Origin of the sequence: Mesopusillimonas faecipullorum (assembly GCF_020539505.1) — a bacterium.
GTDB lineage: Bacteria > Pseudomonadota > Gammaproteobacteria > Burkholderiales > Burkholderiaceae_B > Mesopusillimonas > Mesopusillimonas faecipullorum.
Genome location: NZ_JACDXW010000001.1, coordinates 542,298 through 563,426 on the forward strand (window position 1 = coordinate 542,298; position 21,129 = coordinate 563,426).

The 21,129-nt window shown below is 58.7% G+C and carries 24 protein-coding genes; 11 read left to right on the top strand and 13 right to left on the bottom strand.

What is annotated here, in order from left to right:
- Positions 1-70 precede the first annotated feature (70 nt).
- A complete protein-coding gene (locus H0484_RS02515) occupies positions 71-634 on the top strand; it encodes a YggT family protein (RefSeq protein ID WP_226952854.1) in 564 nt (187 codons plus the stop codon).
- Positions 635-649: 15 nt separating this feature from the next.
- Here H0484_RS02515 and H0484_RS02520 read toward each other — a convergent pair whose 3' ends face one another.
- From H0484_RS02520 to H0484_RS02555, 8 genes are all read right to left on the bottom strand, one after another.
- Complete coding sequence (locus tag H0484_RS02520; protein ID WP_226952855.1) at positions 650-1,150, bottom strand: outer membrane lipoprotein; 501 nt, start codon at positions 1,148-1,150, stop codon at positions 650-652.
- Between the two features lie 89 nt (positions 1,151-1,239).
- Positions 1,240-2,262, bottom strand: a complete 1,023-nt coding sequence (locus tag H0484_RS02525) for a carbohydrate kinase family protein (protein ID WP_226952856.1) — start codon at positions 2,260-2,262, stop codon at positions 1,240-1,242.
- Positions 2,263-2,282: 20 nt separating this feature from the next.
- A complete protein-coding gene (locus tag H0484_RS02530; protein WP_226952857.1) occupies positions 2,283-3,224 on the bottom strand; it encodes a zinc-ribbon and DUF3426 domain-containing protein in 942 nt (313 codons plus the stop codon).
- 27 nt (positions 3,225-3,251) lie between these two features.
- Positions 3,252-4,166: a 50S ribosomal protein L11 methyltransferase gene (prmA, locus tag H0484_RS02535; RefSeq protein WP_226952858.1), complete on the bottom strand. Its 915-nt coding sequence runs from the start codon at positions 4,164-4,166 to the stop codon at positions 3,252-3,254.
- A 51-nt stretch (positions 4,167-4,217) separates the two neighbouring features.
- A complete protein-coding gene (accC, locus tag H0484_RS02540) occupies positions 4,218-5,567 on the bottom strand; it encodes an acetyl-CoA carboxylase biotin carboxylase subunit (protein WP_226952859.1) in 1,350 nt (449 codons plus the stop codon).
- Positions 5,568-5,578: 11 nt separating this feature from the next.
- Positions 5,579-6,037, bottom strand: coding sequence for an acetyl-CoA carboxylase biotin carboxyl carrier protein (gene accB / locus H0484_RS02545; protein ID WP_226952860.1), 459 nt, complete (start codon positions 6,035-6,037; stop codon positions 5,579-5,581).
- A gap of 75 nt (positions 6,038-6,112) precedes the next feature.
- Positions 6,113-6,547: a type II 3-dehydroquinate dehydratase gene (gene aroQ / locus H0484_RS02550; RefSeq protein WP_226952861.1), complete on the bottom strand. Its 435-nt coding sequence runs from the start codon at positions 6,545-6,547 to the stop codon at positions 6,113-6,115.
- A gap of 82 nt (positions 6,548-6,629) precedes the next feature.
- Positions 6,630-7,145, bottom strand: coding sequence for a TlpA family protein disulfide reductase (locus tag H0484_RS02555; protein ID WP_226952862.1), 516 nt, complete (start codon positions 7,143-7,145; stop codon positions 6,630-6,632).
- Positions 7,146-7,276: 131 nt separating this feature from the next.
- Here H0484_RS02555 and mpl point away from each other — a divergent pair, with 131 nt between their 5' ends.
- From mpl to mtgA, 6 genes are all read left to right on the top strand, one after another.
- On the top strand, positions 7,277-8,659 hold the full coding sequence (gene mpl / locus H0484_RS02560) for a UDP-N-acetylmuramate:L-alanyl-gamma-D-glutamyl-meso-diaminopimelate ligase (RefSeq protein ID WP_226952863.1): 1,383 nt from the start codon (positions 7,277-7,279) through the stop codon (positions 8,657-8,659).
- The gene (locus H0484_RS02565; RefSeq protein ID WP_226952864.1) at positions 8,656-9,258 is read left to right on the top strand and encodes a YqiA/YcfP family alpha/beta fold hydrolase; all 603 of its coding nucleotides are present in this window, start codon (positions 8,656-8,658) and stop codon (positions 9,256-9,258) included. The genes mpl and H0484_RS02565 overlap by 4 nt, the downstream gene beginning before the upstream one ends.
- 63 nt (positions 9,259-9,321) lie before the next feature.
- Entirely contained in the window at positions 9,322-11,208 is a 1,887-nt protein-coding gene (locus H0484_RS02570; protein WP_226952865.1) for a ribonuclease catalytic domain-containing protein, read from the top strand.
- Positions 11,209-11,239: 31 nt separating this feature from the next.
- On the top strand, positions 11,240-12,142 hold the full coding sequence (locus H0484_RS02575; RefSeq protein ID WP_226952866.1) for an energy transducer TonB: 903 nt from the start codon (positions 11,240-11,242) through the stop codon (positions 12,140-12,142).
- Positions 12,139-12,990 carry a shikimate dehydrogenase gene (gene aroE / locus H0484_RS02580; protein ID WP_226952867.1) on the top strand — a complete coding sequence of 284 codons (852 nt, stop codon included), beginning with the start codon at positions 12,139-12,141 and terminating at the stop codon, positions 12,988-12,990. Before H0484_RS02575 ends, aroE begins: the two co-directional genes overlap by 4 nt.
- Positions 12,991-13,016: 26 nt before the next feature.
- Positions 13,017-13,718, top strand: coding sequence for a monofunctional biosynthetic peptidoglycan transglycosylase (gene mtgA, locus H0484_RS02585; protein WP_226953018.1), 702 nt, complete (start codon positions 13,017-13,019; stop codon positions 13,716-13,718).
- A 9-nt stretch (positions 13,719-13,727) separates the two neighbouring features.
- On the opposite strand, the gene H0484_RS02590 is transcribed toward mtgA, so the two are convergent.
- Positions 13,728-15,290: a long-chain-fatty-acid--CoA ligase gene (locus tag H0484_RS02590; protein ID WP_226952868.1), complete on the bottom strand. Its 1,563-nt coding sequence runs from the start codon at positions 15,288-15,290 to the stop codon at positions 13,728-13,730.
- A 109-nt stretch (positions 15,291-15,399) separates the two neighbouring features.
- Between H0484_RS02590 and lptG the strand changes: the two genes are divergently transcribed.
- Positions 15,400-16,578 (top strand): LPS export ABC transporter permease LptG, encoded by a 1,179-nt coding sequence (gene lptG, locus H0484_RS02595; RefSeq protein WP_226952869.1) that lies wholly within the window; start codon positions 15,400-15,402, stop codon positions 16,576-16,578.
- Positions 16,575-17,423, top strand: coding sequence for a symmetrical bis(5'-nucleosyl)-tetraphosphatase (locus tag H0484_RS02600; protein ID WP_226952870.1), 849 nt, complete (start codon positions 16,575-16,577; stop codon positions 17,421-17,423). The genes lptG and H0484_RS02600 overlap by 4 nt, the downstream gene beginning before the upstream one ends.
- Here H0484_RS02600 and H0484_RS02605 read toward each other — a convergent pair.
- From H0484_RS02605 to H0484_RS02620, 4 genes are all read right to left on the bottom strand, one after another.
- A complete protein-coding gene (locus H0484_RS02605; RefSeq protein WP_226952871.1) occupies positions 17,402-18,070 on the bottom strand; it encodes a lysophospholipid acyltransferase family protein in 669 nt (222 codons plus the stop codon). The genes H0484_RS02600 and H0484_RS02605 overlap by 22 nt on opposite strands.
- Before the next feature lie 170 nt (positions 18,071-18,240).
- Positions 18,241-18,636, bottom strand: coding sequence for a Holliday junction resolvase RuvX (gene ruvX / locus H0484_RS02610; RefSeq protein WP_226952872.1), 396 nt, complete (start codon positions 18,634-18,636; stop codon positions 18,241-18,243).
- Complete coding sequence (locus H0484_RS02615) at positions 18,629-19,222, bottom strand: YqgE/AlgH family protein (RefSeq protein WP_226952873.1); 594 nt, start codon at positions 19,220-19,222, stop codon at positions 18,629-18,631. Before H0484_RS02615 ends, ruvX begins: the two co-directional genes overlap by 8 nt.
- Positions 19,223-19,281: 59 nt before the next feature.
- The gene (locus tag H0484_RS02620; protein ID WP_226952874.1) at positions 19,282-19,446 is read right to left on the bottom strand and encodes a rubredoxin; all 165 of its coding nucleotides are present in this window, start codon (positions 19,444-19,446) and stop codon (positions 19,282-19,284) included.
- Between the two features lie 246 nt (positions 19,447-19,692).
- Here H0484_RS02620 and H0484_RS02625 point away from each other — a divergent pair, with 246 nt between their 5' ends.
- Together H0484_RS02625 and thiE are read left to right on the top strand one after the other, a co-directional pair.
- Entirely contained in the window at positions 19,693-20,406 is a 714-nt protein-coding gene (locus H0484_RS02625) for a bifunctional hydroxymethylpyrimidine kinase/phosphomethylpyrimidine kinase (protein ID WP_390624805.1), read from the top strand.
- The gene (gene thiE, locus H0484_RS02630; RefSeq protein WP_226952876.1) at positions 20,403-21,086 is read left to right on the top strand and encodes a thiamine phosphate synthase; all 684 of its coding nucleotides are present in this window, start codon (positions 20,403-20,405) and stop codon (positions 21,084-21,086) included. Before H0484_RS02625 ends, thiE begins: the two co-directional genes overlap by 4 nt.
- Positions 21,087-21,129 lie beyond the last annotated feature (43 nt).

Below are 21,129 nucleotides of genomic sequence, written 5' to 3' on the forward strand. Positions count from 1 at the left end.
TTAGCGGCACAAGCTAACACCAGCGCCGCCAGCCCCTTTTCCCTGAACTCGGCAAACTTTCGCATCCAACATGATCAGTAATGTGCTGAGCTTCGTGCTCGATATTGTCTCCTCCGTGTTCGGAGCCGCTCTGTTGCTACGCGCATGGGCATACTCCATCCGCATGCACCCATTCAATCCATATTTGCAGGCTATCTTTCGTGTTACCGACTGGTTGGTACACGGAGTACGCAAGGTGGTCCCCACGACCAACAAAGTAGATTGGGCGACTCTGCTTAGTGCCTGGTTAACTGCCTTTATCTATGTGCTGCTAACAGGCCTGCTGTTAACAGCTGCCCTGCCCACCATTGATCAAATACCGGCTCTTTTAATTTTTAGCGTATTCACGGTACTGATCTGGGCATGCAATCTTGTCATATGGGGCACCATCATTCAGGCGGTGTTGTCATGGGTGAACCCCATGGCGCCCGTTATGCCGTTGCTGAATCAGCTAACAGCCCCACTCCTGAACCCCATCAAGCGAATACTTCCCAACTTTGGCGGGCTGGATTTTTCTCCGCTGGTGTTGATCATCGTGGCGCAGATCGTCATGATGATTCTGCGCCAGATGGCCTTCAACAACCTGGCGCTGTAAACAGCGCCAGGAGTTTTACATAGGCACTACGCGGGTAGGGCCGCCGCCGCTGATCAGGCGCACGCGCTGCCCGTTGGTAATGTTGACGTCTGCCGCCTGAGCCACCACACGAGTCTCGCCGTTATCAAGCTGTACGGTGATCTCTAGGCCCTGGGTTTTGTTGACTTGGTTCTCGACGGTGTCGCCAAGCAGGCCGCCCAAAATAACGCCACCCACAGTTGCAATGGCACGCCCCGTGCCGCCACCTATGGCGTTGCCTGCAACGCCACCCAAAGCGCCACCGGCCACCATGCCTACCCCACTGCCTTTTTCTTGCTGGATGGTAACGGGGCGCACCGCAATAACGGTGCCGATACGGACTATCTGTTCTTGCTGGGCCTGCCCGTAGGTGTAAACAGAGCTGGATGCCGAATTACGTGCGCACCCGGACACTACAGCCAAGGCTGCCAGCGTGGCGGCCAAGCCGGCAAAACGCCCGGCCCGCTGCAAGAAGGGAAGGGAAATAATGCGTTGCATGGTAAATCTCCTTGGACGTCTTGTCCTGTAAAGCCTTTCGACGGGCCTTGTGGTGGCAACAGCGGTAGCGCCGCAGTGCTGGCCAGCTTTCAAGCCAGCGACAGCTTGATACCGTAATGCCGCTGAAGCGCTTCGCTAATTTGGTCGCGCGAGGGCTGATGATTCTGCGGCCCCTTAGAGGCAATTTTAAAAGCCCCCATTACATTCGCCAAGCAGCACGACTGCTGTAGCGTCCAGCCCTGCACCAAACCGTGCAGCAAGCCCGCGCGGTGGGCGTCTCCGCATCCGGTAGGGTCTACCACCTGTTCGGCCTTGATGGCGGGCACATGCGTTTCAGTGCCGTTCTCGTATAGCGTAGAACCCTCGGCGCCCCGCGTTACCACCACCGCCCGCAACGAACCGGCAATCTCGGTCATGCTAAGGCCAGTACGTTGAACAATGATGCTGGCCTCGTAATCGTTGGCCGTCACGATGTCGGCCAACTCGAGCATTTGTCTAAGGTCTTCGCCATCGAACAAAGGCATGGCTTGGCCCAGGTCAAATACGAAAGGAATGCCCTGGCTTTTGAAACGGCGCGCATGCGCAAACATGCCATCTTTGGAGTCAGGCGCGACAATGCCCCACGCAGCGCGGGTATCGCCCCAATCATTCTGTGCAGACTGCAGCATAGCACCAGGGTGGAAGGAGGCGATCTGGTTGTTATCCAAGTCGGTCGTGATAAAGCACTGGGGCGTAAACATATCGTCCAACACCTGAACATGGCGTGTGTTTATGCCCAGCCTCTGCATGTATTCAATATAGTCGCTGGCATCCGGGCCCACCATGCCTACTGGCACGGCACTTGCTCCCAGGAGACTCAGGTTATAGGCGATGTTGCCGGCGCAACCTCCATATTCTTTGCGCATGGTAGGGACAAAGAAAGACACGCTGAGCGACTGGATGCTTTCCGCGAGAATGTGCTCTTTGAAGTGACCTTCGAATACGGCAATGGTGTCGAAAGCCACCGAACCGCATACCAGAATATTTTTTCCCGTGGTGTTGCCCCCGGAATAAGCAGCGCCGGTTTGCGCATCGTCATGCCGCTGGTGCAGCGTAGGAGTCTTTTTCATCATGGTGTTTCGCTTTTACTTGATCACGGGAAAAACAGGCCAACCTGATAGCCACTGACATGCTCGGCCTTGATTTCCAAAACCACTGAAATGCGCCGCTCGCTGGCGGCAGGAAAGGCTGGGCCCGGACGCGGCGAGGCGCCCAGATACACGTCGGGCGGCAGGTAGCGACGGCTGAGCACCGCCCCAGAGACATCGGTGAGTTCTAACCAAAGAACCGGCCATTGTTGAGGCCCATCTAAGCTATTGCGCAACAGGGCCTCGAAAACCATGTTCTGCCCCTTACGCTGCAAAGAGGAGTCACTGACAGACAACAGCTTAAGCTTACGCGCGTAGGGAACTTCGCATTGAAACCGCTGGCAGGCTGCTTCTAACACAGGGCGCAGTGCGGGCCATTGCACGGCTATCTGCATGCGATAAATATAAACGGCTTGAGCCGCAGCAAGCAGCAAGCCGGCCAGGATCAGTACCGCCCAAGCCAAACGCGCCAACCCGCTACGTCGGGCAGGCCGAGCGTCTCCGGCCAGGAAACCGGGTACTGCGGGTCGCCCCCCCACACGCGACTCACCATAGATGGGCGAATCCGCCGCATCCGCTTCGTCTTCTTCCCATGTATAGCCAGGCTCAGGATCACTATCCGTCCTGTGTAAACCGGGTTCGACATTGGGTCCGAACGGGTTGGCGTCGTCAGCTGGCTCGCGGCTTCCTACGAACGGCTCTGGCGACGCTGTCTCTACCTTGCGATGAACGGTGGCATCCGGCTGCGGCTCATAAACAGGCTTTGCCTTGATTTCCGTTAACGGCGGGGGTGTATGCGGGGAGGCCGGCGCCGAAACGACAGCCTCATAGCCATCAAAAATATGGGCGCAATTTATGCAGCGCACATACCCTTTGCGCAGCTGCAGTTGCTCAAGCCTTGCGGCGAAAGTCGTGCCGCAAGCGGGACAACACGTCATTAATTCCATGCAAGGCCTCCGCAAACAGGGCTGGGCTCAATCGCGCCGACCATGCAGGCAAACCCAGCCATCGCGGCTGCGCCATACCTGCATTGTCAGCCACGGCGCATAAGCCTGTGCCACTTCGTCTGCCTGCCTTTCAAGCACACCCGACAACACGAGATCGCCACCTGGGGCGACCCGGTTGGCCAACATGGGAGCCAGCACCTTGAGCGGACTGGAAAGAATATTCGCCACCACCACACGATACTGGCCGTCTGCCAGGGCATCAGGCAACATGGCATTGACATGCACATGGTTGGTCTGCGCATTGAAGCCCGTAGCCAGAACAGCTTGCTCATCGATATCGACGGCGTCGGTGCGACTTGCGCCCAGCAGGGAAGCTGCAATAGCCAAAATGCCAGAGCCGCAGCCATAATCCAATACCGTCGCATCAGACGGCAGGCAGGCTTCCAACCACTGCAAGCAAAGATGCGTGGTGGGATGACTTCCGGTGCCAAAGGCCAGCCCCGGATCAAGCTCTATGCGCACAATGCCGTCATCCGCTCTGTCGCCCGCCGGCACCTCGGGATCTTCACGGTGCCAACTGGGTACTATCCAGATGCGCTCGCCTATGGGTATGGGGCCGAACTGGGACTGAGTCAGGCGTACCCAATCGGCATCGGGTACCTCACGCGTATGCCAATCGGCTTCGCGGCCGGAACCTGCCAATGCGTCGGCCTGGGCAAGCAACTGCTCGGGATCTTGCCCGTCTGGCAATAACACCACCACACGGTTACGCTGCCAGGCCTGAACCTCGGGCTCCAGCCCGGGTTCACCGTATAAAGGCTGCTCGGCCTGCGTATCGCCGTCGGCATCCTCGACGGAAACGGATAAAGCCCCCGCTTGCAGCAAGGCGTCGGACAACGCTTCAGCATGCGCCTGAGGGCAATGCAATACGAGTTCGCGCATGGCAACTCCGAAAAAGACTTGCGGCGCCCTGCCGCGCCGCCGGTTTGTGCCTTAAGCGCTGCGCTGCGCCAGACGCTCTTCAAGATAATGGATGCTGGTACCGCCTTCGACAAAGCGGGAGTCAGCCATCAAATCGCGATGCAGCGGAATGTTGGTCTGTATGCCTTCGACGACCATTTCGGACAAGGCGATTTCCATACGGGCAATCGCCTGCTCGCGCGTATCGCCATAGGTAATCAGCTTGGCGATCATGGAGTCGTAGTTGGGCGGCACCATATAACCGCTAAACACGTGGGAATCCATACGCACGCCGGGCCCGCCTGGCGTGTGCCAATTGGTGATACGCCCCGGGCTGGGCAGGAACTTGTAGGGATCTTCGGCGTTGATACGGCACTCTATGGCGTGACCGCGGAACTGAATGTCGCGCTGACGCAAAGAGAATTTTTCACCCGCAGCAATCAGGATCTGCTGCTGCACCAAGTCGATGCCAGTGATCATTTCGGTGACCGTATGCTCGACCTGGATACGGGTATTCATTTCAATAAAGAAGAATTCGCCGTTCTCGTACAGGAACTCGAATGTACCTGCACCGCGATAACCCATTTTGCGGCAAGCTTCGGCGCAACGCTCGCCTATGCGCTCGATGAGGCGGCGCGGAATGTGCGGCGCGGGCGCTTCTTCGATGACCTTCTGGTGACGACGCTGCATGGAGCAATCGCGTTCGCCCAGCCATACAGCGTGGCGATCGCCATCAGCCAGTACCTGGATCTCGATGTGACGAGGGTTCTCCAGGAATTTTTCCATGTAGACTTCGGGATTATTGAAAGCTGCGCCCGCTTCGGTACGCGTCATGGAGACGGCGTTCAGCAACGCTGCCTCGGTGTACACCACACGCATGCCGCGTCCACCACCGCCACCAGCCGCCTTGATGATCACTGGGTAACCCACTTTGCGTGCCGTCTGCATAATGACAGCAGGGTCATCGGGCAGTGCGCCCTCGGAACCCGGAACAACAGGTACGCCGGCTTCGATCATGGCATGCTTGGCGCTAACCTTGTCACCCATCATCCGTATGGTTTCAGGGCGAGGGCCGATAAAGACAAAGCCGCTTTTTTCCACACGTTCGGCAAAGTCGGCATTCTCGGAGAGAAAACCGTAGCCGGGGTGAATAGCTTCCGCATCGGTGACCTCTGCCGCAGAGATCAGGGCGGGCATGCTCAAATAACTGTCACGCGCGGCCGCAGGCCCAATGCACACCGACTCGTCGGCCAGGCGCACGTACTTGGCGTCGCGGTCGGCCTCGGAGTGCACGACGACGGTCTTGATTCCCAGCTCTCGGCAGGCGCGCTGGACACGCAGCGCGATTTCGCCGCGATTCGCGATAAGTACTTTTTCAAACATGCCTTGACGCCCTAGCCGATCACAAACAGGGGTTGACCATACTCGACGGGCTCACCGTTCTCGACGAGAATTTCCTTGATGACACCGGATTTTTCTGCCTCGATTTCGTTGAGCAGCTTCATGGCCTCGATGATGCACAGCGGATCGCCTTCCTTGACGCTTTGGCCCACTTCGACAAATGGCGAAGCACCAGGATTAGGCGAGCGATAAAAGGTGCCAACCATGGGCGCCTTCACAGGATGGCCTTGGATAACCGGCGCAGCAGCTGGGGCGGCGGGCTGAACAGCCGCGGCAGGAGCAGCAGGTGCGGCTGCCACAGTCTGCACTTGCGGCTGAGCCATCATCACGGGCTGCGTAGGCGGCAGGCTCTTGACGATACGCACGGTGCCGTCACCTTCGGTGATCTCAAGCTCGGTGATGCCGGACTCGGCCACCAAGTCGATGAGTGTCTTAAGTTTTCTCAAATCCATGATTGGTTTCCATGACGAGACGACATTCCTGGAAGGGGAAGGCCGCCGTAGTTGAAGCGATGCATGCCCAGCGGATCATGCCTGCAATGCGTATTGCAAAGCGGCCTCGTAGCCATAAGCCCCTAGGCCCACCACCACACCCACTGCCAAATCAGACAGATAGGAATGATGACGAAAGGACTCTCGACGATGCACGTTGGAAAGATGCACTTCGACAAAAGGGATGGTTACAGCGGCCAGTGCGTCACGCAAGGCAATGCTGGTGTGGGTGTAGGCACCCGCATTAATAAGAATGAAGTCGGTGCTATCTTGGCGCGCCGCATGAACGCGGTCGACAAGCTCACCTTCGTGATTGCTTTGGAACGCAGTGCACCGGGCACCACGAGACGCTGCCAGTTCGAAAAGGCGTTGGTTTATGTCTTGCAAGGTTTGATGCCCGTACACCGCCGGTTCGCGGGTGCCCAGCAAATTAAGGTTGGGCCCGTGCAGGACAAGTATGTGTTGCGCCATTATGAGTCGAAGAAGGTTCCAGACCGTCTTTTTACGCGAAAGTACCCTGTTTGTCTATCAAAATACAGGCATTTAAGAGTTTTCAGACCTTGAGGCCAGCCAACGTGGCATCGAGGCTATCGGGCTTTACCAGCCCCAGTATGCGTTCGACAAGCTGACCCTGCGCGTCGAAAACCACCGTAAAAGGCAGACCGCCTTTACTGTTGCCCAAGGGCCGCATCAGTTCAATACCTTCGTGGCCGGCAACCAGCAGCGGGTAACTTACTTGAACTTTGTCTTTAGCGAAAGCACGCACGTTGACGGCAGTATCGACAGCCAAGCCCACAAAAGCCACATGCGGGTGGCTTTCGCTGAGCGCCTGCAGGTCGGGCATTTCGTGTATGCACGGAGGGCACCATGTCGCCCAGAAATTGACCACAACAGGTTTGCCCAGAAAGCCGGACATGGCTTGCTCGGCACCGGCAGGGTCGGGAAAACGCCTTTGGAACAGTGGGTCGGGGTCGGCGGCATGCGCTAGGCGCACCATGCCGGCCCCACCTATAGCGGCAAGGCCCGCGTAGACCAACTGCCGGCGTTTAGGAAAAAAAATCTGGGACATGTGGCGAGCGTATTCATCTAGACCAGCCAGGCATTTTAACACCGCCCCTCAGGGCAGGCGCTGGCGCCTGGATTATCACCCGTCCTTCCGGCTCACGGCACAGCCACTACAATACGGCCAGGAGGATATTCATGCATCTGCACATACTGGGTATTTGCGGTACTTTCATGGGCGGGCTGGCGCTGATCGCGCGCGCTGCCGGCCATACTGTCACGGGTTGCGACGCCGGCGTGTATCCGCCCATGAGCACGCAGTTGCGCGAACAAGGGATAGACCTCGTCGAGGGGTTCGACGCCGACCAGCTCGACCTCTCACCCGACCTATTCATCATTGGCAACATCGTCACGCGCGGCAATCCGCTGATGGAAGCCATACTTGACCAAGGTCTACCCTACGTGTCGGGCCCCCAGTGGCTAGGCGAACAGATTTTGCAAGGGCAACATGTGCTTGCGGTAGCCGGCACACACGGCAAGACCAGCACTAGCTCCATGTTGGCCTGGATACTCGAACAAGCCGGTTTGGCGCCCAATTTTCTGATTGGCGGTGTGGCGCCCGGCCTGCAGGTATCGGCTCGTTATCGGCCAGAAAGCCGCCACTTCGTTATCGAGGCCGACGAATACGACACGGCCTTCTTCGACAAGCGCTCCAAATTTGTTCATTACCGGCCCCGCACGGCTATCTTGAACAATCTTGAATACGACCACGCCGACATCTTTCCCGACTTGGCTGCTATCGAAACCCAATTCCATCACTTGGTTCGAACCATCCCAGCCACCGGTTGCATAGTCCGGCCCGCAGAGTCGCCGGCCCTTGACAGCGCCCTGGCTCGCGGCTGCTGGACGCCCGTGGTGCAAGTGGATGGCCCCCAAGCCCCTTGGCAGGCCCGCGACTACGACAGCCATCCCGACCATTTTGAGGTGGTGTTCGAAGGCAAGGTCGCCGGCGTCATTGCCTGGTCGCTCAGCGGTCAACACAATCGCGCCAATGCCTTGGCCGCGTTGGCAGCCGCCTATCATGTGGGTGTCGAACCCGGCATCGCCATCGAAGCACTGACACGCTTTTCGGGCATACGGCGCCGCCTGGAACTGCGCGGAACCGTGCGCGACATCGCCGTATACGATGACTTTGCCCACCACCCAACAGCCATTGCCACCACGCTGGAAGGCCTGCATCGGCGCGCCTCGCATCAGCGCATCCTCGCAGTCATCGAACCCCGCTCCAACACCATGAAGTTGGGCACGATGGCCGCACGCCTGCCCCAAGCCTTGACGCTGGCTGACAAGGTATATTGCTTCGGTGCGCGCGAGGGCAAGCATGCGCTGGGCTGGCGCCCCGAAGAGGTCTTGGCATCGCTGGGCGACCGTGCTGCAAGCTTCGATCAGATACCCGGTTTGGTAGAGGCCATCCTCACTGATGCGCGCCCTGGCGATGCCGTCCTGGTCATGAGCAACGGCAGCTTTGGCGGCATTCACGAGAAACTGCTAGAGGGGCTCGCTCAGGAGCCCAGCCGATGAAAGTCTTGTATTTACATGGTTTCCGCTCTTCGCCGGCCTCGTTCAAATCCAGGCTGCTAGAGCAAGCCATGGCTCAGCGCGGCCTGCATGATGACTGGTATAGCCCGCAGCTGCCCGCCAGCCCCGCCGCCGCGATAGCGCTGTGCCACGATTGGATACGCTCGCAGTTTGGCGACACCAACTTAAAGGACGCAGCTTCGGAACTGCTTATCATTGGTTCTTCGCTAGGGGGCTTCTATGCCTATTGCCTGGCGGAGCATTGGCAATGCCGCGCCGTCGTGCTCAACCCGGTCGTGCACGCCGCGCGCGACCTGGCCACGCAGGTAGGCAGCCATCGCCACTTCCATAACGATGAGCCTTTCGAGTTCCTGCCAGAACACGTTAACGAACTGGCTGACATGGCGGCACCGCCTACCCAAAACCCTGAACGTTATTATCTTTTAGCCTCTACGGGCGACGAGGTACTTGACTGGCGCGACATGCGTCAATGGTATGCCGGCAGTCACGGGCATATTATTGAAGGCAGCGACCACGGCATCAGCGATTTTGCCGACTGGTTGCCCGATGTTATGGATTTCATCCTGCAACCGCCACGATAAGTCGTCGAACCCAAACCGCTTCAGCGGCCCGCCTTCTCATTTCATTCCCTATCTTTTTCATCCATGTACGTCCTCTACGAAGACAGCGCCCAGTTCAAGGCCGAGAAGATCTTCTCCGAAAGCGACTCCACGCTGCAAGTGGAGTCCGAATCGGGCAAGCGCAGCAAAATCAAGAAGAACGCCGTTATCTTCACTTTTGACTCGCCCGCCCCCAGCCAGATGCTGCAACAAGCGCAGGCATTGGCAGAGACCTTGGATGTCGCCTTTCTGTGGGAGTGCGCACCGCAGGAGGAGCTCAACGTCGCCGATTTTGGCCAAGAGTATTTTGGGCACCCCCCCAGTGCCGTCGAAAAAACGGCCCTGATTTACGCCTTGCATGCCGCCCCGGCCTATTTTCACCGGCGCGGCAAAGGCATCTACCGCCCAGCTCCGCCCGACATTTTGCAAGCAGCCCTGGCCGCCATCGAAAAGAAACGCTTACAAGCCGAGCAGCAGCAAGCCTGGACAGAGCAAATGCTGGCGGGTCAGTTGCCAGAAGCCATAGGCCGCATGGCCGACGATTTACTGACGCGCCCCGATAAGAACTCGCTGGAGTGGAAAGCCTTTGACGCGGCAGTCGCCCAGTCAGGCAAATCCGCAGAGCAATTACTGCTGGACCTGCAAGCGTGGCCTCATGCTTTGGCGGTTCATCGGCGCCGTTTCTTTGCCCAGTATTTTCCAAAAGGCACGGCCTTCCCTGCTTTCGAGTCGCCCATCGTCCCCGACGCGCTTCCCGACGCAGACGTAGAAGCCTATTCTCTGGATGACGCCAGCACGACCGAAGTGGACGACGCCCTTTCAGTTGTCATGCTGGACGAACACACGGCGCGTATCGGCATACATATTGCGGCGCCGGGCCTGGGCATAGCGCGCGGCAGCCAGCTGGACGAGCTGGCGCGCCAGCGCATGTCCACTGTGTACATGCCGGGCGAGAAAATACCCATGCTGCCCGAACCCTTGCTACAGCTGTTTTCGCTGGATGAAGGCCAAGCCCGGCCCGCTCTATCGCTATACGTGACAGCCAGATTGGACACCGGTGAAATCCTAGACATGCAAACCCGTGTCGAACGTTTGACGGTACGCAAGAATTTGCGCCTGCACGAGCTGGAGAACGAGGCAAGCGAAGCGGCGCTGAATGACCCTGAACAGCCACTGACGTACGGACACTGGCTGCGCCCACTGTGGCGCTTCGCGCAGCACTTGACCGCCAAGCGCGATGCCATGCGCGGCAAGCCCGAAAACAACAACCGCATCGAATACAGCTTTCAGCTTGAGGGCGCCGCCGACAATCCGGACAGCATCGTGCGCCTGGTTCCGCGGCTGCGCAACGCCCCACTAGATAGAATAGTGGCCGAGTATATGATTTTGGCCAACAGCAGCTGGGGTGGGCTGCTGAATCAGCACGGCGTACCTGGCGTGTATCGCTCGCAACAAACCGGGCGTACCCGCATGTCCACTCACGCCCTGCCTCACGAATCCATAGGCGTGCCGCAATACATTTGGTCTACCTCCCCCCTGCGCCGTTACGTAGACTTGGTGAATCAGCGTCAGATACTGGCCGCTGCAGAGCATGGTGTCTCGGCTCGTCTGGTGGCGCCTTTCAAGCCCAAGGATGCAGACCTTTTTGCCTTGATCGGCGCCTTCGATTCACAGTATGCTGCTTGGGGCGAGTTCCAGAACAACATGGAGCGTTACTGGTGCCTGCGTTGGCTGCGCCAGCAGGGCATTACCGAAACCGAGGGCGAGTTTTTGCGTGATGACCTGGTTCGCCTAAGCTGCGTACCTATGGTGGTCACGCTTGTAGGTGTACCCGAACTCAACCGAGGTCAGCGCGTGCGTTTATCCATCAACGATGCGGATGAGCTGGCTCTTACGCTGCATTGCCGCTTCCTGGATGTTCTGGCCGACTAAGGCCAGCACCCCTGAACCCGAGGACAGCCACATGTCGTCGTCACGGTCTTCCGCTCAATTACGCCAGTTCCTGCTGCAAAGCAGAAACTGGCGTCGCGGGTATATGCCGTGGGCCTTGCTGGCCTCCTTGCTCATACACGCCGCCTTGCTTAGCTTGCATTTTGGCGCACCGGCCCAAGCACCAAACCCCGTGCGCAGCACACTGGACATTGTGCTGGTCAATACGCATACCGATACAGCCCCCTTGAAGGCTCAGGCCCAAGCTCAATACGACTTGAACGCGGGTGGCGACCAAGCCCAGGGGATGGCAACCTCGCCACTGCCACACTCGCCGGAACTGGCTGCGCAAGACATGATCTTGAGGGCCTTGCGCAAGCGACAGGCAGCGCTTGAGCAAGAGCAGCAGCGCCTACTGACACAACTGCAGGCTGGTCTTGTCGTGGCGCCCGAACAGCTTGTACCCGACCCCTTGCGTCAATCCGAGGCGCCGGGTGAAGACGATATCGCCCAAGAAAATCAGATTCTGCAGGCCCGCATTGCCGCCCTTGAGGCGCGCATTGCCCATTACAACGCCAGGCCCCGGCAACACTTCACCGGCCCGGCCACCACTGCAGCCGAACACGCCGCTTACGTAGAGTCATGGCGTAAGCGCATAGAGGCCTTGGGCACACGCTATTATCCAGATGAAGCACGCGGGCAGCTATACGGTAGCCTTCAACTGACTGCCTATATACAGCGTAATGGCGAATTAGCGGGCATAGAAATTGACAGGCCTTCCGAGCATGTCGTCCTGAACCAAGCCGCTCAGCGTATCGTGCGCCTGGCGGCACCCTTTCCTCCCTTCCCGCCTGAGCTTGCCGAACACACCGACGTGCTGGCCATCAGCCGCACGTGGCATTTCACCCGGGACCAACTGCAAACCTTCGCACCATGAGCTCTCAGCCCGGCATTCGCCAATTTGCCGTCGTCGGCAACCCTATCAAGCATAGCCGTTCGCCGGCTATCCATCAGATGTTCGCCGCCCAAACCGGTGTGGCGCTCGAATACAGCACTTTATTAAGTCCCCTGGACGGTTTTGCTGAGACGGTCGGCCAGTTCTTTGCTGCGGGCGGTTGCGGCTTGAACATTACGGTTCCCTTCAAAGAGCAAGCCTATGTCCTGTCAGCCAAACTGAGCGAGCGTGCGCGTTTGGCCGGTGCCGTCAATACCTTGTGGCAACAAGACGGGCAGTTAAACGGCTGTAATACCGACGGCCTGGGCCTGCTTTCCGACCTTCAACGCTTAAACGCCCCACTGGAAGGAGCCCGCATCTTGTTGATAGGTGCAGGTGGAGCCTCGAAAGGTGTGGTCTACCCGCTGCTGAACGCCGGTTGTGCCCGGCTGCACATTGTTAACCGCACGGAAGAGCGTGCGCAAGCCATGAGGGCACACTTTTCGAGCCAATTGCCCGATTACGCCACGCGCATGAGTGCGGGTGGCCTCTTGCAAGCCGAGGGCGAATGGGATCTGGTCATCAATGCCACCTCCAGCGGCTTGCAGGACACAGCCCCCGAATTGCCTGGGGTGCGCTACGCCGCTGATGCGCTGGCTTACGACATGCTTTATGCCGCCCTGCCCACGCCCTTCATGCGCCAAGCCGCCGAGGCTGGTGCCCACCGCTGCGTGGATGGCCTGGGCATGTTGGTGGGCCAGGCTGCCGCCAGCTTTGCCATCTGGAACGGCATGACCCCGCAACTGGAGCCTGTTCTGCGCGAGCTGCGGCGCCAACTGCAGGAGCCCTGACCGCCATGGCTATCCGGCATTGGTCTATGGGCAAGCTGGTAGGCGTCGCAAGTCTGCTGGCACTTATCGGCTTCCTGCTGTATCAGTTTGGGCTATTCGTCATGGTGCTCACCCTTACCGTACGCGACCCCAGCAGCAGCGCATTCATGAAGGCAAGCTTAAACACCTTGCGCCAAGCTGATGCGCAAGCTGAACTCAAGCATGAGTGGGTGCCCTACGATCGTATCAGCACCCACTTGAAACGCGCCGTCATCGCCTCGGAAGACGCCAATTTCACCAACCATGACGGCGTCGAATGGGAAGCCATCAAGCGCGCCTGGCAGTACAACCAGCGTCAGGCCGAACAAGGTGGTGAACGACGTCGGGGCGGCTCGACGATTAGCCAGCAACTGGCCAAGAATCTGTTTCTTTCCGACTCGCGTTCTTACTGGCGTAAGGGCCAAGAGCTGATCATTACCTATATGCTGGAGGCCGTGCTTAGCAAAGAACGCATACTCGAGCTTTATTTGAACCTGGCGCAATGGGGTGAAGATGTATTTGGTGCTCAGGCGGCAGCCCGGCATTACTTTCGCACCGATGCCGGCAAGCTTGGCGCAGCCCAAGCGGCCCGCCTGGCAGCCATGTTGCCCAACCCCGCCTTCTACGACCGCCAGGGCGGCAATACGGCTTATTTACGTCAACGCGCCAATACGCTGATGCAGCGCATGAGAATGGTGACCGTGCCCTGAGCTTTATGTTCAGGCTTGACCGGGCGCGTCTACATCAGACGCCAAGCGTCGCCGCAAGGTGTTCTTGTCGATTTTCCCTACGCTGGTCTTGGGCAACTCGGTGACAAAGAAAACGCGTGATGGCCACTTGTACTTTACCAAGTGCTCAGCCAAGTAAGCCTGCAACGCCGCTTCATCGAGTGTGCTGTCTTTGGCAACCACATAAGCCAACAGAATTTCTCCGCGGTAGGCATCGGACACCCCGATGACCGCTGCCTCGGACACCCCGGGATGCCGGAACAACACTTCTTCGATTTCTCGGGGATAGACGTTAAAGCCACTGACGATGGCCATTTCTTTTTTGCGATCACAGATCGTCAGATAACCTTGATCGTCGAGCCGGCCTATGTCTCCCGTGTGCAGCCATCCATCGCGCAGCACCTTGGCCGTTTCTTCGGGCATACCGTCATAGCCGCTCATGATTTGAGGCCCTCGGGCACGCACTTCACCGGCTTCGCCCACCGGCAGCACTTGGGTGCCGGTGGCTACGTCGACGATCTGCAACTGGGTCAGCGGCACGGCCACCCCCACTGAGCCCAGCTTGCGCTGCCCAGCAAAAGGGTTGTACGTCAGCACGGGGCCAGCTTCGGTTTGGCCGTAGCCTTCGCATACCACGCAGCCCGTGGCAGCCTGCCAGCGGGTCAATGTTTCTTCGGCCAAGGCCGCAGAGCCCGACGAACACAGTCGCAGGGAGCTGAGATCAGCCTGTTCGAAGCCCTCGTAAGCCATCAGTCCCATGAAAATAGTAGGGCTGCCTGACATCAAAGTAATGCGATGCTGCGCAATGGCCTGAAGAACAGTGTCGGGCCGATACTTGGGCATGATGACCAGCGTACCTTGGGCATAAGCCGCCAGATAAAGGCCCATGGATACCGCATACACATGAAAGAGCGGCGTAATGGCCAAAACCTTCTCTTGACCCCGCAAAGTAGGCAGCAAGGCCTCGCGCTGACTGACGTTGATGCTGACGGCTTGATGAGTCAGGCTGACCCCCTTGGGCACGCCCGTGGTGCCCCCGGTATATTGCAGGGTAGAAGGACTGTTCGGGTCTGGCAACGGCAGCGGCAGCGCCGTGGCGTCTTGCCAGCGAGTCAGGCGTTGCTGCCCTGGACCCGTACCTATGCAATAAGCCACGTCAAAACTGGCGCCGACCTGGCTTACCACCTGCGTGACTGCTTCGTCGTAAATAATGCCGCGAGCACGCGCGCTGGCCAACACCTGCCGTAATTCGCTGGTGGTGTAGGCTGGATTCAAGGGGACCACTTGCGCACCCGCCGCCTGCACGGCAAAGCTTGCAATCGCAATATCCAGCGAGTTGCCCATCAACAGCACGACTCTGTCGCCCTGCCCCAGGCCGCACTGCATCAAATCGTGGGCAAAGCCGGCCACACACGCGCGATACTGCCCGTAGGTCAGTTGCTCGTCGCCGCACACCAAGGCAAGGTGCTCGCTGGATTGGGCGGCAGCGGCTTCCAGCATATGAACGACTGTCGGCCACACCTTGGGCATAGGGAAATTCTGGGATTCTTTCATCGCGATTCGCGCCTGCAGAAAGCTTGCTTAAGGTATCTTACCCGTTGCCACGCGCACTTTTGTTAAAGTTACGGTTCCCGCCCCTCAAGGTATAGAGCCCGCATCCCTCATGCGCACCGCCCGCCGCTATCTCGCCAGCGAAATTTATCGCTCCTGCTTCGTCGTATTGTTGGCGTTGGTTGGTCTGTTCACATTCTTCGCGCTTATCGAAGACCTGGACCAGGTAAACGACAGCTTTTCGCTGCTCAATCTGTTCTATCTGCAGGCTTTGCAACTGCCTTCACACTTGTACGAGCTGCTGCCCATAGGGCTGCTGGTGGGGTCGGTACTGGCTCTGGCCAGCCTGGCGCAGCGCAACGAGCTGGTCATTCTGCGGGTATCGGGCGTCAGCGGCCTCAAACTGCTGGCCATGTTGTGGATCATCACCATTCCCTGGGTGGTCGGCGCTTTTCTGCTGTCTGAAGTCGTCATGCCCGCCGTCGAGATCAAATCCAGCGAGGCCAAGCTACAACTGCTGGGCCGCGCCGGCGGTGGCCGCCTGAATAGCGGCTATTGGTTCAAAGAGAACGACGAACACGGTGGTGATCGTATTATCAATATCGCCCAGTTGCGTCCCAGTGGAGGCGTCAGCGAGATTCAGCTTTACGAGTTTTCGCCTACGCAAGAGCTCCAGCGCCACTCCCATGCCAAAGAGGGCTACTTTGAAGACGGCAAGCTGATTCTGCAAGAGGTGACGGAGACACTCATCGATGCCGACGCCATCACCGCCCTAAGCGATGGACAAGCTTCCAAAGAGCCCGTCACCCGCATTCAAGAAGTTGTGCAGCGTGAACTACCCACGTCTCTTACCCCCGAGCGTTTGATTGCACGCATTCTGACCCCGGAACGCATGTCCATCTCGGTACTGCTGGACTACATACAGTATCTGAACGCCAACCAGCTTCACACCGAACGCCAGATCGTCGCACTCTGGCGTAAGGCAGCCTATCCCTTTACCTTGTTCGTCATGATCACTATTGCCGCGCCCATAGGCTTCATGCAAACACGGCGAGGGGGGGTAGGCGGCAAGGTCTTCATCGGCATTCTGCTGGGCGTGGGCTTCTTCATGATCAATCAGCTGGCACTGAACATCGGCACCCTGGGGCAATGGCCGCCCTGGGTGACGGCATTGCTCCCCAATCTGGTCGCGCTTTTATTGGCGCTCGCAGCGCTGCTGTTTATGGAAAACCGGCATCATCTTAGAAAGCCCTCTGTGACAGGGCAAAATTGGCAACGTAACGCAACATGACGAAGGCAACCCCTCCCGTCTGGGTGATTGGTGATGTGCAGGGATGTGCCACCGCGCTGGACACTTTGCTCGCCCATCCAGAAATTGCCGCTCAGCCCGAGGCTCAACTTTGGTTTGCAGGCGACCTTACCAACCGCGGTCCCGACTCAGCCGGCACACTAAGGCGCATACGCGACCTTGGCAGCCGTGCGGTAACGGTGTTGGGCAACCACGATCTACATTTGCTGGCTGTGGCCGCCGGCATACGCAAACCCGGCAAATCAGATACCTTCTGCGACGTGCTGAACGCCCCCGATGCCGATGAATTGATTCTTTGGCTGCGCCAACAACCGCTCGCCCACCATCTTGACGGTTACCTCATGGTTCATGCGGGCGTGGTCCCCCAATGGACAGTGCAGCAAACCCTGGAGTGCGCCCAGGAAGTCCAGGCGGCGCTCAGTTCCGATGCCTGGCGCGAACGTCTAGGCAATATGTATGGCAATGAGCCCAACCGCTGGCGCGACGACCTGGGCCGAAATAAACGTTTGCGCATCATCGTCAACGCCCTGACTCGCATTCGTATGTGCACCCGCAAGGGCCGCATGGATTTCACCCTGAAAGGCGCCCCTGCCCCCGACGCGGACCTGCTGCCATGGTTCGACGTGCCAAAGCGCGCCACACGTGGCGAGGCCACGATATTATTTGGTCATTGGTCAACTTTGGGCTTGATGGTAAGGCCGGACGCCATATGCTTGGACACAGGCTGCGTTTGGGGGCGGCAACTGACTGCCCTGCGCTTGAATGACCGTAAGATCATTCAAATCGAAGCCGCTGGCCTGGTCCCTCAGGGGCTGGTAGGCGAATAAGTTTCAGGGGCAGTGCTGACGCCCTCGCGTACCGCCTGCCCTATGGCTTCATGCACATGCTGAGCCACATCGCCCCGGTGCCAGCCCCGGTAGTCGTCGGCGCTCAGTACGGGCAGAAAAACCGCCTCAACTGCGACACCTTTGGCTTTCATCAGCGTCCAGAGATTCTGCACCAGGGTTTCTTCGCCCACGAAAGCCGCAAACTCGCTACGGCGCCCCTGGTAGAAAAACCGCAAGGCCACTGGCTGAATATCCACTTCGGTGCGCATGGCAGGGTCGAAAAGGCTGGCATGAAAAGGCAGGACATCCAGACCTGAGGAAGTGGTTCCTTCCGCAAATAGGCCCAGCGCCTCGCCGCGGCTAAAGCGCTCTGCCATTTGTTCGGCCACTTGCTTGAGTGAGTTGCGCTGCCCACGCTGCAGAAACACCGTGCCGACACGCGCCACTAGCCAACCTATGACAGGCCACTGTCGAATCTCGCTTTTGGCGATAAACAAGATGCCGCGCACACCCGCCAGCACATAGATGTCTATCCAGGATACGTGATTAGCCACCCATAACACAGCGCCCGTAAGCTGCGGCTGTCCCGTTACCTTCAGCTTGACCCCGCATAGCCGAAGAAGCAGCCGGGACCACGCACGGTTCATGCGACTGCGCCGGGGTGCGGATACCCAGGCATATAGGGTGGCCACAGACAGCAAACAAGAAATCAACCAAAGTAGGATCAGCGGAAACCTGATCAGTACGCGCAAGTAGCTCAATATTGTTCTCGTGACAGCAAGAATTTTCAGCCCATTATGATAGCGCCGGCTACTGTTCAGCGCTTCTCCAGATAGCGACGCAGTATAACGGCTGCAGCCATCGCGTCGTCATCCCCTTGGGCGGCTCCCAGGAGATTTTGCGCCTCCATGCTAGAGCCGCGCTCATCCACCAGCTCGACAGCCAGGCCAAAACGCCCATGTAACTGGTTGGCAAAGCGCCGGCTTTGCAACGAGGCATATTGCTCCTCACCCTCAAGGGTGAGGGGCAGCCCCACCACCACACGAGCGGGCTGCCACTGATGCAACAAGGCTTCTATGGCCTGGAATCGCGCCTCGCGAGTGGCCGGTTTAAGCACGACCAAAGGCCGCGCCTGCCGCGTAACCGTATTGCCCACCGCCACGCCAATTTTGCGCGTGCCGTAGTCAAAGGCCAGCAGGGTTTCCTCAGGCATGCCCCGCCATGCCCGAAAGCATGGACGCATTAATACCCAAGGCCCCGAGTGCAGCGTCATAACGCTGCTCGGGGGCGACGTCGAAGAGGATGTCGTGCGTTGCCGTCACGTTCAACCAGGCGTTCTGGGCGATCTCGCTTTCGAGTTGACCGGCCCCCCAGCCGGCGTAACCCAGCGTGACGAGCATTTGGCTGGGCCCCTTGCCTTGGGCGACCTCTTGGAGAATATCCCGGGAAGTGGTGAGAGCCAGTTCGCCAAGTTCTATGCTGGAGCTGTACTGCCCCGATGCGGCATGCAGCACAAAACCGCGATCTGTTTGCACCGGACCGCCAAAAAACACAGGCGTGTCTTGTACCGGCCCTATTTCCAGGGAGAGATCAAGGTCTATGCGCTGCAACAGGTTGCCAACGGTGAGATCGGTAGGCCGATTCACCACTAAACCAAGCGCCCCCTGTTCGTTGTGCTCGCACACATAGATAACCGTATTGGCCAGGCTGCCTGATACGACGCTCGGCATGGCGAGCAGAAATTGGCCCGACAGATCGACGACAGGCTCGTTTGTCTGTGTGTTAGTTGCCTTTCCCATGACCGACCTCCTTGATGATGCATGAACCGCACTTGTAGGCAATATGCCCGCAAGCCAGGTCAGACTTCGACCATTTCGAAGTCTTCTTTGCGCGCACCACACTCGGGACAGACCCAGTTTGGTGGCACATCTTCCCATGAGGTGCCTGGAGCAATACCATCCTCAGGCGCGCCATCTTCCTCGTTATACATCCAGCCACAAATCAGACACATCCAGGTACGCATGGTTTCTATTTCTCTCAAAGCAAACCGGCAAGGGACGATTCCACATTAGCCGGATAGTTCCATTAGAATGGGGTCAATCTTAACCGACGCAAGCCCCCTACGTCTGCGACCACCCTTTCGGGCGACCTCAACCCCCTATTCGCCGCCAACGCGGCTAGCATCGCTGTGTCAAACTCCATTCCGCCGTCCCTGCTTATCTTCGCCCCATTCGATCCTAGCGGAGCCGGGCATTTACCTGCCGATGCCATGACGCTCTCCGCCCTAGGGGCGCATCCCCTGAGCGTGGCGACTGCCATTTATGTGCAGGACACCATGGGCATGGAAAACCTAGAGCCGCTATCCCCCGAACTGGTAGACGACCAAGCTCGCTGCCTACTCGAGGACATGACGGTCCAAGCCATCAAGGTCGGGCCTATTTGCGAACTGGAAACCCTGCAAATGGTGGCCCAGATTGCAGCCGACTACAGCCAACTGCCTTTGTTGCTACAGCTGGAAGCCTTGCCGAATCACCCTGCCCTTCAAGAGGCCGATGACACCCTGGCAGCCACCCTGGAATTGCTGGTGCCGCAGGCCGACATTGTCATGGTGCCACATCGATTATTGGCGCATTGGCAATCCGAAGGCTATATGCCGCGCCAAACAGGTGACGACCCCGCACGATGGTTGCTCAGCGGGGGCGCCGACTGGGCTCTGGTACTAGACGCTCCGCTACGCCCGGGCCACAATGCTCATGTGCTTTATGGTCCGGAACAAGCCATGGCCAATTGGCCGGCTGCCAATAAACCTGCGCCAGGCCCCCATGCACATAGCCCGCTCGCCTGTGCCATCGCGGTTGGCCTGGCCCAAGGGCTGACACCTCAGGTCGCCGTTGAACAAGCCATGAAGCAGGCCGCGCCGCTTAGCGAGCGCTGGTTTCAACCCGGCATGGGTCACAAGATTCTTATGCGCACCACAACATGATCACGGCTCGCCCTTTGCGTTTCCCTCGCGGCCTATATGGCATTACCCCCGACTGGGACGACACCGATCGCTTGCTGCAGGCTGTGCAAGCCGCTATTCGCGGCGGCATGGTCGCGCTGCAATGGCGCCCCAAAGGCGCTACCCATGCTGCACGCATGAGTCAGGGCCATCAACTGGCTCAGTTATGCAAAGACGCGGGCATTCCCTTTATCGTCAACGACAGCATGAATACGGCGTTGACACTGAAAGCTGACGGCGTGCACCTAGGTCGCGATGATGGCGACCCTCGCGCCGCCAGAGCCTTGTTGGGTCACGAAAAAATCATCGGCTGTTCTTGCTACGACCAACCCGAGCTTGCACGCAAAGCCTTGGCTGCCGGCGCCGATTATGTCGCTTTCGGCGCCATTTATCCGTCTACCGTCAAGCCTGACGCTGCGCGCGCCAAGCTGGATCAACTCACTCAGGCAAAACGCCTGACGCAATCGTGGCCCGGCGTGGCAAGGCCGGCCGTTATCGCCATAGGCGGCATTAACGCCGCCAATGCAGCTGCGGTGGTCGAAGCCGGTGCCGACGGTGTCGCCCTTATCAGCGCGCTGTTCGATGCGCCCGACATCGAGGCAGCCGCTCGCGCCTGCCAAGCCCACTTTGCTCAAGCCAGCGGCCCCGCACCTGCCGTCTGAGCCCCGATTTCAGCCGCGCCTTCCGGCCCGCACACATTCTTCA

Coding starts and splice junctions, on each gene's coding strand:
- H0484_RS02605 (WP_226952871.1), bottom strand. CDS start 18,070: ATGAACCGTGCGTGGTCCCGGCTGCTTCTTCGGCTATGCGGGGTCAAG.
- H0484_RS02590 (WP_226952868.1), bottom strand. CDS start 15,290: ATGAAAGAATCCCAGAATTTCCCTATGCCCAAGGTGTGGCCGACAGTC.
- thiE (WP_226952876.1), top strand. CDS start 20,403: ATGATCACGGCTCGCCCTTTGCGTTTCCCTCGCGGCCTATATGGCATT.
- H0484_RS02575 (WP_226952866.1), top strand. CDS start 11,240: ATGTCGTCGTCACGGTCTTCCGCTCAATTACGCCAGTTCCTGCTGCAA.
- H0484_RS02565 (WP_226952864.1), top strand. CDS start 8,656: ATGAAAGTCTTGTATTTACATGGTTTCCGCTCTTCGCCGGCCTCGTTC.
- H0484_RS02530 (WP_226952857.1), bottom strand. CDS start 3,224: ATGGAATTAATGACGTGTTGTCCCGCTTGCGGCACGACTTTCGCCGCA.
- prmA (WP_226952858.1), bottom strand. CDS start 4,166: ATGCGCGAACTCGTATTGCATTGCCCTCAGGCGCATGCTGAAGCGTTG.
- H0484_RS02625 (WP_390624805.1), top strand. CDS start 19,693: ATGACGCTCTCCGCCCTAGGGGCGCATCCCCTGAGCGTGGCGACTGCC.
- lptG (WP_226952869.1), top strand. CDS start 15,400: ATGCGCACCGCCCGCCGCTATCTCGCCAGCGAAATTTATCGCTCCTGC.
- H0484_RS02570 (WP_226952865.1), top strand. CDS start 9,322: ATGTACGTCCTCTACGAAGACAGCGCCCAGTTCAAGGCCGAGAAGATC.
- H0484_RS02620 (WP_226952874.1), bottom strand. CDS start 19,446: ATGCGTACCTGGATGTGTCTGATTTGTGGCTGGATGTATAACGAGGAA.
- ruvX (WP_226952872.1), bottom strand. CDS start 18,636: ATGCCTGAGGAAACCCTGCTGGCCTTTGACTACGGCACGCGCAAAATT.
- H0484_RS02515 (WP_226952854.1), top strand. CDS start 71: ATGATCAGTAATGTGCTGAGCTTCGTGCTCGATATTGTCTCCTCCGTG.
- accB (WP_226952860.1), bottom strand. CDS start 6,037: ATGGATTTGAGAAAACTTAAGACACTCATCGACTTGGTGGCCGAGTCC.
- accC (WP_226952859.1), bottom strand. CDS start 5,567: ATGTTTGAAAAAGTACTTATCGCGAATCGCGGCGAAATCGCGCTGCGT.
- H0484_RS02520 (WP_226952855.1), bottom strand. CDS start 1,150: ATGCAACGCATTATTTCCCTTCCCTTCTTGCAGCGGGCCGGGCGTTTT.
- aroE (WP_226952867.1), top strand. CDS start 12,139: ATGAGCTCTCAGCCCGGCATTCGCCAATTTGCCGTCGTCGGCAACCCT.
- H0484_RS02600 (WP_226952870.1), top strand. CDS start 16,575: ATGACGAAGGCAACCCCTCCCGTCTGGGTGATTGGTGATGTGCAGGGA.
- mtgA (WP_226953018.1), top strand. CDS start 13,017: ATGGGCAAGCTGGTAGGCGTCGCAAGTCTGCTGGCACTTATCGGCTTC.
- H0484_RS02525 (WP_226952856.1), bottom strand. CDS start 2,262: ATGATGAAAAAGACTCCTACGCTGCACCAGCGGCATGACGATGCGCAA.
- H0484_RS02615 (WP_226952873.1), bottom strand. CDS start 19,222: ATGGGAAAGGCAACTAACACACAGACAAACGAGCCTGTCGTCGATCTG.
- H0484_RS02555 (WP_226952862.1), bottom strand. CDS start 7,145: ATGTCCCAGATTTTTTTTCCTAAACGCCGGCAGTTGGTCTACGCGGGC.
- aroQ (WP_226952861.1), bottom strand. CDS start 6,547: ATGGCGCAACACATACTTGTCCTGCACGGGCCCAACCTTAATTTGCTG.
- mpl (WP_226952863.1), top strand. CDS start 7,277: ATGCATCTGCACATACTGGGTATTTGCGGTACTTTCATGGGCGGGCTG.